This is a genomic window from Spiroplasma endosymbiont of Lonchoptera lutea, assembly GCF_964019715.1.
Classification (GTDB): Bacteria; Bacillota_I; Bacilli_A; order Mycoplasmatales; family Nriv7; genus Nriv7.
Genome location: NZ_OZ026463.1, coordinates 1,258,930 through 1,275,388 on the forward strand (window position 1 = coordinate 1,258,930; position 16,459 = coordinate 1,275,388).

The 16,459-nt window shown below is 27.7% G+C and carries 14 protein-coding genes and 1 pseudogene; 11 read left to right on the forward strand and 4 right to left on the reverse strand.

Annotated elements, in window-relative coordinates; genetic code table 4:
• The 3 genes from prmC to AACK97_RS07185 are packed head-to-tail and all read left to right on the forward strand — an operon-like array spanning position 1 to position 2,923.
• The gene (prmC, locus tag AACK97_RS07175; protein WP_338967722.1) at positions 1 to 843 is read left to right on the forward strand and encodes a peptide chain release factor N(5)-glutamine methyltransferase; all 843 of its coding nucleotides are present in this window, start codon (positions 1 to 3) and stop codon (positions 841 to 843) included.
• A 57-nt stretch (positions 844 to 900) separates the two neighbouring features.
• Positions 901 to 2,493: a hypothetical protein gene (locus AACK97_RS07180; protein ID WP_338967724.1), complete on the forward strand. Its 1,593-nt coding sequence runs from the start codon at positions 901 to 903 to the stop codon at positions 2,491 to 2,493.
• 13 nt (positions 2,494 to 2,506) lie between these two features.
• Positions 2,507 to 2,923 carry a hypothetical protein gene (locus tag AACK97_RS07185; protein WP_338967725.1) on the forward strand — a complete coding sequence of 139 codons (417 nt, stop codon included), beginning with the start codon at positions 2,507 to 2,509 and terminating at the stop codon, positions 2,921 to 2,923.
• Between the two features lie 12 nt (positions 2,924 to 2,935).
• Here the strand turns inward: AACK97_RS07185 and AACK97_RS07190 are convergent, their stop codons facing one another.
• Positions 2,936 to 3,880, reverse strand: coding sequence for an IS30 family transposase (locus AACK97_RS07190; RefSeq protein ID WP_338967726.1), 945 nt, complete (start codon positions 3,878 to 3,880; stop codon positions 2,936 to 2,938).
• Between the two features lie 236 nt (positions 3,881 to 4,116).
• On the opposite strand from AACK97_RS07190, the gene AACK97_RS07195 reads away from it, so the two are divergent.
• From AACK97_RS07195 to AACK97_RS07205, 3 genes and pseudogenes are all read left to right on the forward strand, one after another.
• Positions 4,117 to 5,325 carry a hypothetical protein gene (locus AACK97_RS07195; RefSeq protein WP_338967727.1) on the forward strand — a complete coding sequence of 403 codons (1,209 nt, stop codon included), beginning with the start codon at positions 4,117 to 4,119 and terminating at the stop codon, positions 5,323 to 5,325.
• A 12-nt stretch (positions 5,326 to 5,337) separates the two neighbouring features.
• Positions 5,338 to 5,865: an L-threonylcarbamoyladenylate synthase gene (locus AACK97_RS07200; RefSeq protein WP_338967729.1), complete on the forward strand. Its 528-nt coding sequence runs from the start codon at positions 5,338 to 5,340 to the stop codon at positions 5,863 to 5,865.
• 120 nt (positions 5,866 to 5,985) lie between these two features.
• Positions 5,986 to 6,291 (forward strand): annotated as a pseudogene (locus AACK97_RS07205) (helix-turn-helix domain-containing protein); the annotation flags it as partial.
• 22 nt (positions 6,292 to 6,313) lie between these two features.
• Here the strand turns inward: AACK97_RS07205 and AACK97_RS07210 are convergent.
• The 3 genes from AACK97_RS07210 to AACK97_RS07220 all read right to left on the reverse strand — a co-directional run bounded on the left by AACK97_RS07210 (position 6,314) and on the right by AACK97_RS07220 (position 9,389).
• Positions 6,314 to 7,258 (reverse strand): IS30 family transposase, encoded by a 945-nt coding sequence (locus AACK97_RS07210; protein ID WP_338967731.1) that lies wholly within the window; start codon positions 7,256 to 7,258, stop codon positions 6,314 to 6,316.
• Between the two features lie 118 nt (positions 7,259 to 7,376).
• Positions 7,377 to 8,327 (reverse strand): IS30 family transposase, encoded by a 951-nt coding sequence (locus AACK97_RS07215; protein WP_338967732.1) that lies wholly within the window; start codon positions 8,325 to 8,327, stop codon positions 7,377 to 7,379.
• Between the two features lie 117 nt (positions 8,328 to 8,444).
• Positions 8,445 to 9,389: an IS30 family transposase gene (locus AACK97_RS07220; RefSeq protein WP_338967733.1), complete on the reverse strand. Its 945-nt coding sequence runs from the start codon at positions 9,387 to 9,389 to the stop codon at positions 8,445 to 8,447.
• A gap of 249 nt (positions 9,390 to 9,638) precedes the next feature.
• Between AACK97_RS07220 and AACK97_RS07225 the strand changes: the two genes are divergently transcribed.
• The 5 genes from AACK97_RS07225 to tuf all read left to right on the forward strand — a co-directional run bounded on the left by AACK97_RS07225 (position 9,639) and on the right by tuf (position 16,430).
• Positions 9,639 to 11,969: a hypothetical protein gene (locus tag AACK97_RS07225; protein ID WP_338967734.1), complete on the forward strand. Its 2,331-nt coding sequence runs from the start codon at positions 9,639 to 9,641 to the stop codon at positions 11,967 to 11,969.
• A 169-nt stretch (positions 11,970 to 12,138) separates the two neighbouring features.
• Positions 12,139 to 12,552 carry a 30S ribosomal protein S12 gene (gene rpsL / locus AACK97_RS07230; RefSeq protein WP_338967736.1) on the forward strand — a complete coding sequence of 138 codons (414 nt, stop codon included), beginning with the start codon at positions 12,139 to 12,141 and terminating at the stop codon, positions 12,550 to 12,552.
• Between the two features lie 23 nt (positions 12,553 to 12,575).
• Positions 12,576 to 13,043: a 30S ribosomal protein S7 gene (gene rpsG / locus AACK97_RS07235; protein WP_338967738.1), complete on the forward strand. Its 468-nt coding sequence runs from the start codon at positions 12,576 to 12,578 to the stop codon at positions 13,041 to 13,043.
• Between the two features lie 21 nt (positions 13,044 to 13,064).
• Positions 13,065 to 15,143, forward strand: coding sequence for an elongation factor G (fusA, locus tag AACK97_RS07240; protein ID WP_338967739.1), 2,079 nt, complete (start codon positions 13,065 to 13,067; stop codon positions 15,141 to 15,143).
• Positions 15,144 to 15,242: 99 nt separating this feature from the next.
• Positions 15,243 to 16,430, forward strand: coding sequence for an elongation factor Tu (gene tuf, locus AACK97_RS07245; protein ID WP_338969016.1), 1,188 nt, complete (start codon positions 15,243 to 15,245; stop codon positions 16,428 to 16,430).
• Positions 16,431 to 16,459: the final 29 nt, after the last annotated feature.

A 16,459-nucleotide genomic window follows, 5' to 3' on the forward strand; every position in this document is an offset into this window, starting at 1 on the left:
ATGACCTATCATCAGTTATTACAAAAGGGTGAAAAATTATATGTTGATTATCGTAGTCACCATTGTAAATGATTATTAGCTCATTTAGCAAACTATTCCTTGCAAGAATTATATGCCAATTTAGATATTGAAAGTAAAGTTAGTGAAGAAGACTTTTATGCTTTAATTAATATTAATTTACAGGGAAAACCGTTGGCATATATTTTAGGTTATCAAACTTTTTTGGGGCGTGATTTTATTGTTAACCCCAATGTTTTTATTCCGCGTACTGAAACGCAAGAATTAGTAGAAAATCTTTTGTATTATGTTGATGACTATTTTCAAGATGTAAAGCAAATTAAAGTACTTGATGTTGCTACGGGTAGTGGTGCGATTGCTATTAGTTTAGCGTTAGAAGAAGCAAAAGTTTTTGTTGTTGCTAGTGATATTAGTAGTGAAGCTTTAAAAGTTGCAAAAGCTAATGCGCTAAATCTTAATTGTCAAAATATTAAATTTGTTAATAGTAATTTGTTAGCGTCCTTTGTTAATAATGATGATAAGTTTGATATTTTAGTATGTAATCCCCCTTATATTGGAATTGATGAACAGATTGAAAATATGGTTAAAGACTATGAACCGCATTTAGCATTATTTGCTACTGATAATGGTTTATTTTTCTATAAATTAATTTTTAAACAAGTAAAAACAATAATGAACAATAAATATTTATTAGCCTTTGAATTTGGTTATTCACAAAAAGCGGCTTTAGAAGTATTAGTAAAGGAATATTTTGCAACTAGTGAATATGAATTTATTAAAGATATTAGTGGTCGATGAAGAATGCTTTTTATTTACAATGAATAATAAATAATTTTATAGTAAAATAATGACATTAGAAAATAAAGAATTGGGTGAAATGAAATGAAGGGTAAAGCAACAAAACCATTGTTAATATCACTTTTTTTAATTCTTTTGTTAGCACCGGGAATTGCTTTTCTTATTGTTTTGGTTAATGATTCATTAGTTACAACTTTTACTAATGATCTTAATGTTTTTACAAGAGAAGAATATTACTTACAATATTTTCAAAAGACCTATAATTTTTCTTTGGAAAATACTAAAATCCTTTTGCAATATTTATCTGATTTTTATGATTTTAAAATAATTTCCAGTATGAATGCACAACTTGCCTATACAATTACGGGAACTTCATTAGTATTTTTAGGAATTTTTATTATTTTAGGGGGAGCATTTTTTTTAAATAAAAAGTGAAAAACAACAAGGGCATTAGTAGTTGTTTTATTAATTTTTTGAATTATAACAATTGTTGGTTTTGGATTATTAGCTGTGGGGCAATATAAATATCAATGAACTAATGAAGCAACTTTAAATTCGCTAGTAAAAGTTAAGGATGCTAAAGATATTATCATTATTCCCAATCCTTATCATTTTGCGAGTGAAGAATTTCATGAATTTTTAGTGGCGTTATCTGGTAAAAAAATTCATTCTGAAGCTATTGAGTGATTTAAAAATTTTCTTTTTAAAGAATTTTATCAAAAGTTAATTAATTTAAAAGGAAATACTAATGATTGAATTAGTGAAGTTGGTATTTGATGAGTTTTTCTTATTCAAGCAACATTAGTTTCTTTAATTGTTGCTTTTGATTATACTAGTTATGCTAGTCATTTAGTGAAACCGGCTTTTGTTTTTAATAAACGGGAAAAAATTTTATTATTTGGTCAAAATTGGTTTCGAAAAACTTGGGTTTCTTTTAAACAACCAACAATTTGAAATGTTTTGCGAATTTCAATTTTTTTAATTTCAATATTTATTTTAATTGAAGTTATTTTAATTATTGCTAATTTTCTTAATAAAGATTTAGTAAATCTTTATGATTTGTTATCAAAATTTCCTTATGGTCATAATAATTCTAGAAATATTCTTGAAATCCCTGGACAACCACAAGAAATTATTCGTGAAACTTTTTTGATTGAAATTTTAGCACCAATTTATTATTATCCTAATTTACCAACTGTTTTTGTTGTACAGTTTGTGCCAATTTTAGGTTTAACATTTTTAATAATTATTTGAAGTGTATCTTTTGTTCTTATTAAAAGGATATCTTATTTATCTCGTGGTTCAATAATTTTATTTTATACTTTTTTTCTGCCATTTCTTTTTGCTGGTTTATTTCTTTTTACATATTCACAAACTAATACTAATAATTTAATTGCTGTTGCTAATGATATGCTTTATAAACTTAAAGAAAAATATCCTGATTTTCATATATCATATTATAAATCATCCTTATTTGGGGGTGCTATTTCTAATACTGGCGAGTGAATTGTGTTTAGTGTTGAAATTATTGTTCTTGCTGTCTTTTCAATTATTATTTCAATTTTGTTATGGAAAATTTATCAACAAGATAATTTAAAAATAAAAATGACAATTCCTAATTTTATTTTAGAAAAGAAAAAAAGAGTTAAGAAAGTAAAAAAAATATCCAAAAAATAAAGAGGAAAATAAAATGTTTTTTGCATATAATCGTTCAATGTTAATTTGATTTTTGACTAATATATTATTATTTTTTAGTCACTTTTTAGTCATTTGAACACTTTATTATTTTACATATAATTATTATAAAGCTGCCCCATTGGAGTTTTCAACATTAATTTGAGCTATTGGTATTAGCATTGTTGCTGTTCTTTATTTGAGTGAAGCATTATTTATTATGATTAAGTTTTATCCGCTGTGGAACCGACCATTTTTAACTGTTAGTGATTATTATCAATGATATCTTTTGAATCGTTTTCTTACTTATACTACTTTTATTTTGTTAATGATAACGACTTTTTTTAGTTTAAGAAAATTGCCGATTAGTGTGGGAAATGCTGTTTATCAGAATGCGGATTATTTAATTTATTTAATATTTGCCAAATTGTAAAGTTAAGTGCAACTAAATTATTTTTCTAACCAAATATTCGATTGGCGAAAGATAATTTAGTATTTTTCTTGGTCTTTGGTTTAAAGACAATATAAATTTATGAACTGCATTTTTAGTAGTGTTTGAAAAATTAAATTTTTTAGGAAATTTTTCTCTAATTAAACCATTAGTATTTTCATTAGTACCTCTTTGTCAAGGTGAATATGCATCAGCAAAATAAATTTTAACATTACAATTTTTTTCAAGTTGTTGTCAATTAGCAAATTCTTTACCCCTATCAAATGTTATAGTCTTAACAAGATTATTTGGAAGAATTGATAAATAATGACTAATATTTTTGTTAATAACTTTAGTAGTTCTATTTTCAACTAATATTGCTAAAGTAAATCTTGATGTTCTTTCAACTAAAGTTATTAAACATGATTTACTTTTACCTCGTGATGATACTACAGTATCACCTTCTCAATGGCTAAGAGTTATGCGATTATTAACATTTCGTTCTTTAATGGATTTACCATTAAATTTACCCCGATTTTCTTGAGATTTTCGTTTCTTACCTTTTCTTCTTAAATTTTTACTAGTAACCTTTTCAAGTAATCCAGAATAAATTCAATTGTAAATTGTTTTAAAACTAATAATTCATTCTTGATAAAAATTTTTAATTCTGCCATAAATTTGTTCAGGCGATCAACCTAATAATAATTTTTGTTGTACATATTTTACTAATTCTCTATTTTTAAATTTATGAAAATAAACATGTAATTGTTTTCTATTTTCTGCTTTATTTTGTGCAATTAATGAAAAATAATGATTATTATCTTTATTTCTATTAACTTCTCGATTAATAGTACTAATACTTCGATTAAGATTTTTAGCTATTTCACTAATTTTTACTTTAAATTTCAATTGATTCTCAATATAAATTCTTTCATCTATGCCAAGATATTTGTATCCCATATAAAAACTCCTTAAATTTACTTTTTCTAAAATAAACTTAGCATCATGAAATTTTTATATGAAATCTTTTGCAATTTTATTTACTTGCACTTACAAGTATAATTCAGCATTTACTCCAATCTTAATATTTAATGCAATTGTTGTGTGATATAATTACAAATATAAAAAAATTATTAGAGCGCGAAAAAAAGCATCTAATAAAGTAGAATTAGTTTCTAGTGTGAGGTAGAGATAATATGATTAGAAAAGAAAAATGGCTTTATTTAATTGCTAATGTAATATTAATATGAAACCTTGTATATTTTATTATTGCTAATTACCTAAGTAGTGAAGTTGTTCTTTGAAGTGATGTTTTTAAAGATTCTTTACTATTGTCTTCAACAAAAATTCTTTTGTTACCATTATTATCGCTACTTATTAGTTTAATAAGTATTGCTGTTGCTTTATTTTTAAATTTTAAAAATTATAAAACTAAGCAAAGTAAATATCTTATTGCTTGAATTTTTTTATTATCATTATCAATGGCAATATCTTTAATGTTATCTTTTTATTCGCAAATATCATTAGCAATATATATGGATGGTGGTAACAGTGGCTTAAGTATTTCGTGGTTAAATAGTCGTTCAATTTGAATTATCGGCGGAGTAGTAATCGTTGCTAAAATTGTTGCTATTGTTGAGTTTGCAATGAATTATAATTCATTATTAAAATATAACTTGCTATTAGAAAATAGTTTTGAAGATGGAACAGCGTTTAATTTAAATTCTAATTTACAAAATATGAAATATAATAATAAAGAACCAAAAACGGAATATATCCCTAATATTAATAATGTTTATGCTGGTTATGTAAATCCTAGTTATAATGGTAGTTTAAGTGCCACAATGAATATTAAAAGCGATGATATTAATGACTTTTATGCTAAAGAAAATTTATTACAGGATAATAATATTAAACCATTAATAAAAGAAAATGAAAAATTTAATAGTTTGGGAGTTGTAAATCCGTTATCAAATATTACACCAGCAACAATGGGATTTACACAGCAAATTAAAAATGAATATGAAAAGGATTTTGTTTTGGTTCAGGAATTGCATCGTATTAATATGGCACAAAGTAATGCTCATGTTGCGAAGTTAATTAATATTTTTTATAATCGTTATGACCGTGGTTTGGATCTTGATGTTGATCGGGTAATGCTCTTAATCTATCGGGTAGCGTTAGAACACGAACCGCTTTTTGGATATTTAAAAGATGCTATTTTATATAAACTAGATAGCAAATTTATTTCTGATTTAGCTCGTAAATGATTTAATTCTTATGCTAATAAGGTAAATAATTTTTATAGTACTAGTCGTTCTGCTTTTAAGAAAAGTCTTAATGAAGGAATAATTATTATGGATAATGATATTGAAAAGTATTTGCAAGAATCGGTACCGAGATAGTTTTATTAGTTTATGCAAATATTATCATTAGAACAAAAAAATCTTGTTATTCATAATTTATTAAACGAGCAAGTTGGTATTGTTCCTACCGATACCGTATATGGTTTAGTGGGAATTTATTCTTCGCAATTTGTCGCTAAAAGAATCTCGCATTTAAAATTAAGAGATAAAAATAAACCATTGGCAGTTATTGTTAGTGGTATTGCAATGGCAAAAGATATTGGGGTTATTACTTCGCAAGTTGAACAGTTATATGAATCGTATCCTCGGGGGAAAATAACAATTATTGTTAAACAAAAAGTGAATGTCACAGAAACGATAGCGATTAGAATTACCAATTATCGCTGGTTACAAGATATTGTTTATCAAACAGGACCACTATTTGCCACTAGTGCTAATATTCATAATGAAAATCCAATTATAACTGTTAATGAGAATAAACTTGAAGTTGATTTTATTGTTGAAGGGGGTATTATTGACCAAAAGGCTTCAACAATTATTGATGCTACAGGTAGTGAGATTGTTATTATTCGTTCATAAGTTATATTAGGCGTTATTGTATTAATATTTTTTATCCTGAAATGTAAAATTAAAAAGGACACTTATATAAAAAACAAATTGTGTTAATTCTATAATTAAGAAAAGAAAGGAATTAGCACAATGTATAAGTATCTGACTATTGAATCAATAATAGCAATAAAAGAATATAAAAGTTATGGATTTTCTATTCGTAAAATAGCAAAAGCAATTGATTATAGTAAATCAACTGTACACAGAGTTTGTAAATTATTAAATCAAAACTTATTACCATTAGAAATATTGAATCAAGTTCAAAAAAATAAACAAAATGCAGGTAGAAAATTAATAATTTTAACTTTAACAGAAATTAATACTATCAATCATTTGTTAATTACTAAAAATTATGCTCTTGATATAATTGCTGATTTTTTAAAGAAACCTGAATTGTAAATATAAATGGGACAGTTTTTTAAAATAATTGTATTAAATCTATTGGTCTTTTATAAGATAATGATTTTCTGGGTGTAGAATTAATTTGAAATGCTATAGAATTTAAGTCTTTTTGTTTATATGAAGATAAATCAGTAGATTTTGATAAATATCTTCTTAAAATACCATTATTGTTCTCATTTAAACCTCTTTGACAAGGTTTTCCGGCATCTGCAAAATAAATTTTAACATTACAATTTTTTTCAATTAATTTTCATTTACTAAATTCTTTACCACGATCAAAAGTAATAGTTTTAATTGTTCCTGGTATTAATTTTGAAATAAATTTTATTATACTTTGTGTAATACTTTCTGCTTTATGATTTTTAGTTTTCAAAGGAATTGTGGTTTTTGATCATATATCAGCTAAAGTAATAATAGAACTTTTATGATCTTTACCAACGATAGTATCTCCCTCTAAATGGCCAAATTCTTGTATATTTTTAATATTTGGAATGATTAAATTTCTTTCATGAATAGATTTACAATTATTAATTCTACCCCTAGTTTCTTTTTGTTTATGAGGTTTATTTTTGCCTTTTCTCAATAAATTTTTTTCATCAAAACCCATTCGATTTGTTTTAAACATGTTATATAAAGTTTTTGTTGAAATATTTTTTATTTTATTTTTCTTTAAAAAATCAGCAATTATATCAAGAGCATAATTTTTAGTAATTAACAAATGATTGATAGTATTAATTTCTGTTAAAGTTAAAATTATTAATTTTCTACCTGCATTTTGTTTATTTTTTTGAACTTGATTCAATATTTCTAATGGTAATAAGTTTTGATTTAATAATTTACAAACTCTGTGTACAGTTGATTTACTATAATCAATTGCTTTTGCTATTTTACGAATAGAAAATCCATAACTTTTATATTCTTTTATTGCTATTATTGATTCAATAGTCAGATACTTATACATTGTGCTAATTCCTTTCTTTTCTTAATTATAGAATTAACACAATTTGTTTTTTATATAAGTGTCCTTTTTAATTTTATATTTCAGGTTAATTAATGCCAAATTGTAAAGTTAAGTGCAACTAAATTATTTTTCTAACCAAATATTCGATTGGCGAAAGATAATTTAGTATTTTTCTTGGTCTTTGGTTTAAAGACAATATAAATTTATGAACTGCATTTTTAGTAGTGTTTGAAAAATTAAATTTTTTAGGAAATTTTTCTCTAATTAAACCATTAGTATTTTCATTAGTACCTCTTTGTCAAGGTGAATATGCATCAGCAAAATAAATTTTAACATTACAATTTTTTTCAATTAATTTTCATTTACTAAATTCTTTACCACGATCAAAAGTAATAGTTTTAATTGTTCCTAGTATTAATTTTGAAATAAATTTTATTATACTTTGTGTAATACTTTCTGCTTTATGATTTTTAGTTTTCAAAGGAATTGTGGTTTTTGATCATATATCAGCTAAAGTAATAATAGAACTTTTATGATCTTTACCAACGATAGTATCTCCCTCTAAATGGCCAAATTCTTGTATATTTTTAATATTTGGAATGATTAAATTTCTTTCATGAATAGATTTACAATTATTAATTCTGCCCCTAGTTTCTTTTTGTTTATGAGGTTTATTTTTGCCTTTTCTCAATAAATTTTTTTCATCAAAACCCATTCGATTTGTTTTAAACATGTTATATAAAGTTTTTGTTGAAATATTTTTTATTTTATTTTTCTTTAAAAAATCAGCAATTATATCAAGAGCATAATTTTTAGTAATTAACAAATGATTGATAGTATTAATTTCTGTTAAAGTTAAAATTATTAATTTTCTACCTGCATTTTGTTTATTTTTTTGAACTTGATTCAATATTTCTAATGGTAATAAGTTTTGATTTAATAATTTACAAACTCTGTGTACAGTTGATTTACTATAATCAATTGCTTTTGCTATTTTACGAATAGAAAATCCATAACTTTTATATTCTTTTATTGCTATTATTGATTCAATAGTCAGATACTTATACATTGTGCTAATTCCTTTCTTTTCTTAATTATAGAATTAACACAATTTGTTTTTTATATAAGTGTCCTTTTTAATTTTACATTTCAGGTAATTAATGCCAAATTGTAAAGTTAAGTGCAACTAAATTATTTTTCTAACCAAATATTCGATTGGCGAAAGATAATTTAGTATTTTTCTTGGTCTTTGGTTTAAAGACAATATAAATTTATGAACTGCATTTTTAGTAGTGTTTGAAAAATTAAATTTTTTAGGAAATTTTTCTCTAATTAAACCATTAGTATTTTCATTAGTACCTCTTTGTCAAGGTGAATATGCATCAGCAAAATAAATTTTAACATTACAATTTTTTTCAAGTTGTTGTCAATTAGCAAATTCTTTACCCCTATCAAATGTTATAGTCTTAACAAGATTATTTGGAAGAATTGATAAATAATGACTAATATTTTTGTTAATAACTTTAGTAGTTCTATTTTCAACTAATATTGCTAAAGTAAATCTTGATGTTCTTTCAACTAAAGTTATTAAACATGATTTACTTTTACCTCGTGATGATACTACAGTATCACCTTCTCAATGGCCAAGAGTTATGCGATTATTAACATTTCGTTCTTTAATGGATTTACCATTAAATTTACCCCGATTTTCTTGAGATTTTCGTTTCTTACCTTTTCTTCTTAAATTTTTACTAGTAACCTTTTCAAGTAATCCAGAATAAATTCAATTGTAAATTGTTTTAAAACTAATAATTCATTCTTGATGAAAATTTTTAATTCTGCCATAAATTTGTTCAGGCGATCAACCTAATAATAATTTTTGTTGTACATATTTTACTAATTCTCTATTTTTAAATTTATGAAAATAAACATGTAATTGTTTTCTATTTTCTGCTTTATTTTGTGCAATTAATGAAAAATAATGATTATTATCTTTATTTCTATTAACTTCTCGATTAATAGTACTAATACTTCGATTAAGATTTTTAGCTATTTCACTAATTTTTACTTTAAATTTCAATTGATTCTCAATATAAATTCTTTCATCTATGCCAAGATGTTTGTATCCCATATAAAAACTCCTTAAATTTACTTTTTCTAAAATAAACTTAGCATCATGAAATTTTTATATGAAATCTTTTGCAATTTTATTTACTTGCACTTACAAGTATAATTCAGCTAATAATATATAAAAACTCTTTATTTTATTGAAGTTATTCAATAATTTTTTTATAAAATGGTGTATAATTTAATAAAATAAAAGGAAAATAATGGTTTATTTCTTGAATTTAAGTAAATGGATATTAAGGGGTGAAAAGCAATGACATTAATGATTATGGGAGCAATAATGATATTTTTATCTACGCTTTTAGGGGTATTTTTATTAGTGTTATCAATGCCAATTATTTTTAATTTTATTACTAATGAAATTTGGTTAGAAAAATTATTTTTAAGATTTGGTAAAGAAAATTTTTCTTTTGCATTAATTAAATTAAAAAATGATTTAATGAGTAATCTTGTAATTTATGTATTTTTTGGAATTTTAATTACCCTATTTTTTGTTTTAGTAACAATAGTAATATCACAAATTCGTCATCGTAAAAATCATAAAGTGGCAATTAGACTATTTTATACAAATTTTGCTTTAACGGGAATTATTTTTACTATTTTGGTTTTAATGATTATTTTTACGGGAATATGATGATTTTCATTTATTTTAGCAGTTTTAGCAATGGGGTTATTTTTTTTACAAAATTCCTTCTTATCATTAATTAAAAATTCTATTAATCATAAAGAATACCAAATTGGTAATATTATTACTGCGGGTGATGGAAAAATTAGTAATGAAAATTATTTAGATATTAATAACGAAATTGTAAATATTAGAAAAAATAGTATTCAAGCACAACAATCATTGTCTTTAGTAAAAGAACAGTTACAGTCAGAGTTTTTAAATGATAAAGACTATGAAACTAATGAAATTGATAACAATAAGTTGGTGGTAAAGTCAAAAGCATCCTTACCAGATATTTTAAATCCAATGTTGTTAAAAGAGAATAAAGATGATGGTGATGCGATTCGTAAAATAATTGCAGAACCGATTTATCAAAAAGATTCAAAAAATAATGTGATATCATCAGATGAACAAAAGGAAGCTGATGATAAAAACCAAGTGGATATTAATAATGAATATTTACAAGTTAAGCAACCGGAGGAGTGTTCATATGTTGCTCCAAGTGAATTGGAGGATGACGACGGTAAACAACCATTGATGAGTAATAGTTCACAAACTGGTAGTAGGGAAGATGATTTTGTGAAGCAGTCATTTGCTAATGGGTATTATCAAGGACAGCAATATTCACAAGTTCAGGAACAAATAGTGCCATTAGGTGAACAAAAGGAAGCTGATGGTAAAAACCAAGTGGATATTAATAATGAATATTTACAAGTTAAGCAACCGGAGGAGTGTTCATATGTTGCTCCAAGTGAATTGGAGGATAACGATGGTAAACAACCATTGATGAGTAATAGTTCACAAACTGGTAGTAGGGAAGATGATTTTGTGAAGCAGTCATTTGCTAATGGGTATTATCAAGGACAGCAATATTCACAAGTTCAGGAACAAATAGTGCCATTAGGTGAACAAAAGGAAGCTGATGGTAAAAACCAAGTGGATATTAATAATGAATATTTACAAGTTAAGCAACCGGAGGAGTGTTCATATGTTGCTCCAAGTGAATTGGAGGATGACGATGGTAAACAACCATTGATGAGTAATAGTTCACAAACTGGTAGTAGGGAAGATGATTTTGTGAAGCAGTCATTTGCTAATGGGTATTATCAAGGACAGCAATATTCACAAGTTCAGGAACAAATAGTGCCATTAGGTGAACAAAAGGAAGCTGATGGTAAAAACCAAGTGGATATTAATAATGAATATTTACAAGTTAAGCAACCGGAGGAGTGTTCATATGTTGCTCCAAGTGAATTGGAGGATGACGATGGTAAACAACCATTGATGAGTAATAGTTCACAAACTGGTAGTAGGGAAGATGATTTTGTGAAGCAGTCATTTGCTAATGGGTATTATCAAGGACAGCAATATTCACAAGTTCAGGAACAAATAGTGCCATTAGGTGAACAAAAGGAAGCTGATGATACAGACATTGAGCCTAATAAAATTTATTGTCATTCATCGATGACAGGAAAAACTGTTGAAATTGTTCCACAAAAGACAAGAAAATTTTTATTTGCTAATCTTCCAGGAAAACCAGATGAGTTAGAAAGTCCGGTGTATGAATATAATCCGATTGAAGAACAAGATAAGAAACCAAAACAGGACAAAAAGAAGAATCACGAAAGTCGTTCTTATGGAATTTTTGACCAAACAATGCAGCGCCGAGCTAATCCAGTAGGAATACAAGAAGCAGTTTCCTATCCACAAGGATATGTGCAAGCAAGATATCAAACAAAATCTAATTATTATGAACAACCAACATTAAATATTAATTTACCGAATCAAGAAACATATAATAAATCTGTTGTTAATCAACAATTTGATGTAGCAGCAATTGCAGAGCATTATCATTCGCAATATCCAAATTATATATTTACTAATGATAGTTGTCCTATTTGTTATCAAGGCGGTTAGTTATTCTAAAATCTAGAACTTATATATAATTAAGTTCTAGATTTTATTTTGGGGATATGTTGCATTTTTATAATAAATTAGTTATTATTATAAAGGACTTTATTTAGATACGCACGGTATCGTGTGTATAAAATAATAACACTATGAAAGAATGAAAGGAGTATTAATTATGCCAACAATTAATCAATTGATTCACAAGCCAAGAAAAGGAAAGACTCGTAAGTCAAGGTCAGCGTTATTAGGAGTAGGATATAACTCATTAAGAAGAAAGCAAACTACTGGTTCTTCTCCCCAAAAAAGAGCAGTATGTAAACTTGTGAAAACAAAAACGCCAAAGAAACCTAACTCAGCTTTAAGAAAGATTACTCGTGTGCGACTGAGTAATGGTTTAGAAATAACAGCATATATTCCTGGTGAAGGACATAACTTGCAGGAGCATTCAGTGGTACTTATTCAAGGCGGAAGAACGAAGGATTTACCAGGAGTGCGCTATCGAGTTATTCGTGGTGTTTTAGATGCGGCTGGTGTTGAAGGGCGAAAACAAGGTCGTTCAATTTATGGAACAAAGAGACCTAAAAAGTAATAGTTTAAGAAAGGAGTTATTATATGCGTAAAAGAAGAGCAGAAAAACGAGATGTTTTACCAGATCCAATATATAATTCAAAGTTGGTTACGAGAGCAATTAATAAAATTATGGTTGATGGTAAAAGAGGAATTGCCCAAACAATTCTTTATCAAGCTTTTGATATTATTAAAGAAAAAACAAATGATGATCCATCGGATATTTTTAATAAAGCATTAAATAATGTTTCACCACAATTGGAGTTGAAAGTAAGAAGAATTGGTGGTGCTAATTATCAAGTACCTATTGAGGTATATGAAGAGCGAAAAATGACATTGAGTCTTAGATGATTAATTAATTATTCACATAGTCGTAATGGAAAATGTATGGAAGAAAAGTTAGCAGCAGAAATTATTGATGCATCAAATGGTACAGGTGGCGCTGTTAAGAAAAAAGAGGAAACCGAAAGACAGGCAGAAGCGAACAAAGCCTTTGCTAATTACCGTTGATAATTTAAGAGGAGTAGATAGAGAATGCCAAGAGAATATAGTTTAGAAAAAACTCGCAATATGGGTGTTATAGCACATATTGATGCTGGTAAGACTACGGTTACTGAGAGAATTTTGGTACATACTAAAAGAATTCGTAAAGCTAGAGAAACCCATGATGGTGGTTCACAAATGGATTGAATGGCTCAAGAACAAGAACGCGGCATTACGATTACTTCAGCAGCAACAACAGCGGTTTGAAGAGAATTCAGACTTAATCTTATTGATACGCCAGGGCATGTTGATTTTACTGTTGAAGTAGAGCGGTCATTACGAGTATTAGATGGTTCAGTTGTGGTTTTAGATGCCCAGTCAGGTGTGGAACCACAAACAGAAACAGTTTGAAGGCAAGCAAATACTTACAAGGTACCAAGAATTGTGTTTATTAATAAAATGGATAAAATTGGTGCTGACTTCTTATATTCTATTAATACAATTTATGACCGTTTACAAGGTAATGCTCATCCAATTCAATTGCCAATTGGTAGTGAAGATAATTTTGATGGTATTATTGATTTGATTGAAATGAAAGCATATCATTATAATCAAAATGATATTCATGAAACAGTAGAGGAAATTCCGATCCCTAATGAATTACAAGAGTTAGTTAAAGAAAAGCGCAGTAGTTTAATTGAAACACTTGCTAAACTTGATGATGAATTAGCGATGCAATATTTAGAAGGCGAAGCGATTGGTGTTGAACAAATTAAACAAGCGATTCGTAATGCTACTTTAACAGCTGAATTCTTTCCTGTTGTTTGTGGATCAGCATTTAAAAATAAAGGGGTTAAGTTGTTATTAGATGCGGTTGTTGATTATTTACCATCGCCATTAGATATCCCAGCCATTAAAGGGGTGCTTCGTAATGGTGAAGAAGCAGAAAGAAAAGCATCTGATGATGAACCTTTTGCTGCCTTAGCATTTAAAATTATGACTGACCCTTATGTCGGAAAGTTAACTTTCTTTCGTGTTTATTCAGGGGTATTAAACTCAGGTTCTTATATCTTGAATGCTACTAAAGATAAACAACAACGCATTGGAAGATTATTAAAAATGCATGCTAATAATCGTGAAGAAATTCAAGAAGTATATGCTGGTGATATTGCAGCGGCTGTTGGTTTGAAAGATACAACAACTGGTGATACTTTGTGTGATGAGAAGCATGCGATTGTTTTAGAATCAATGATTTTTCCAGAACCAGTTATTTCTTTAGCATTAGAACCAAAAACTAAAGCTGATCAAGATAAAATGAGTTTAGCGCTATCAAAACTTGCTGAAGAGGATCCAACATTTAAAACATGAACTGATAATGAAACTGGACAAACAATTGTTGCGGGAATGGGTGAATTACATCTAGATATTATTGTTGATCGCATGAAACGAGAATTTAAAGTTGAAGTAAATGTTGGAAATCCACAAGTATCATATCGTGAAACTATTAAAGCTTCATCTGATTGTGAAGGTAAATATATTAAACAATCAGGTGGTCGTGGACAATATGGGCATGTATGAATTAAATTTGAACCTAATCCAGATAAAGGATTTGAATTTGTTGATAAGATTGTTGGTGGTAGAGTTCCCCGCGAATATATTAGTTCTGTTAAAGTGGGACTAGAAGCTAGTTTATCTGGTGGTGTTTTAGCGGGATATCCATTAATTAATATTAAAGCAACATTATTTGATGGGTCATATCATGATGTTGATTCATCAGAGATGGCATTTAAGATTGCGGCTTCAATGGCTTTAAAAGAAATTAAGAAGCATTCGCAACCAGTATTGTTAGAACCAATTATGACTGTTGAAGTTGTAGCACCAGAAGTATATTATGGTGATGTGATCGGAAATCTTTCTTCAAGAAGAGGTCAGATTGAAGGCAGTGAGCAAAGAGGTAATGTTCAAGTTATTAAAGCTAAAGTACCGTTAGCAGAAATGTTTGGGTACGCAACTGATTTGAGGTCCTTTACACAAGGAAGAGCAAGTTATACAATGCAGTTTTCTCACTATCAAGAAACACCAAAATCGGTTAGTGAAAAAATTGTTGCCCAAAATTCAAAACAAGGATAATAATTTTGTTGTTAGCAACTTGAATTTTAAGATAAATTTAAGATAAAATATAAATATCTTTTTTAAAAAGTAGTAATAAAAATGAAAGGAAGAAATGAAATGGCAAAAGAAGCATTTTCAAGAAGTAAACCGCATGTTAATATTGGAACAATTGGTCATGTTGACCATGGTAAAACAACTTTAACAGCAGCGATTACTTCGGTATTAGCAAAGCAAGGTGGAGCAAAAGCAAGAAAATATGATGAAATTGATGCTGCACCAGAAGAAAAAGCAAGAGGTATTACAATTAATATTGCCCATGTTGATTATGAAACTGAAGCAAGACATTATGGACATATTGATGCTCCTGGGCATGCTGATTATGTAAAAAATATGATTACGGGTGCAAAACAGATGGATGGAGCAATTTTAGTTGTTGCTGCAACTGATGGCGCAATGCCCCAAACTAATGAGCATGTTTTATTGGCTAAAAATGTGGGAATTAAAAAATTAGTTGTTTATTTAAATAAAGTTGATTTACTTGATGATCCTGATATGTTAATCTTAGCAGAAGAAGATATTAGAGAATTATTAACTAAACATGGCTTTGATGGTGGCAATACACCAATTATTGAAGGTTCAGCATTAAAAGCATTAAATGGTGATCCCGAACAAGAAGCAAAAATTCTTGAATTAATGAAAGCTGTTGATGAATATATTCCAACGCCAGAGCGAGATTTAGATAAGCCATTTATGATGTCAGTTGGAAGTGTTGTGAGTGTTCCAGGTCGTGGAACAGTTGCTACTGGTCTTGTTGATCGGGGAATATTAAAACCTGGTGAAGCGGTAGAAATTGTTGGGTTTGGTGATAAGGTAATTAAAAGTATTGCTACAAGTATTGAAACTGGTCACAAAACGCTAGATGAAGCTAGAGCTGGTGATAATGTTGGAATCTTATTACGAGGTGTTGAAAAAGATGCCGTACGAAGAGGACAAGTTTTATGTAAACCAGGAACAGTTACGCCTCATAGTAAATTTCAAGCAGAAATTTACTTATTGACAAAAGCTGAAGGTGGTCGTCATACGGCAACTAAAAGTAATTATCAACCACAATTTTACTTACATTCTTCAGATGTAACAGGAACAGTTACCTTACCTGCTGGTGTTGACTTTGTAATGCCTGGTGATAATACTGAAATAACTGTTGAGTTAAATACTAAAGTTGCTTTAGAAGAAGGAACACAATTTGCTATTCGTGAAGGTGGTAAAACCGTAGCTTCAGGAATAATTAATAAGATTTTAGAATAAAAATTTTAAAAATAAAAAGCAAAGAAAAA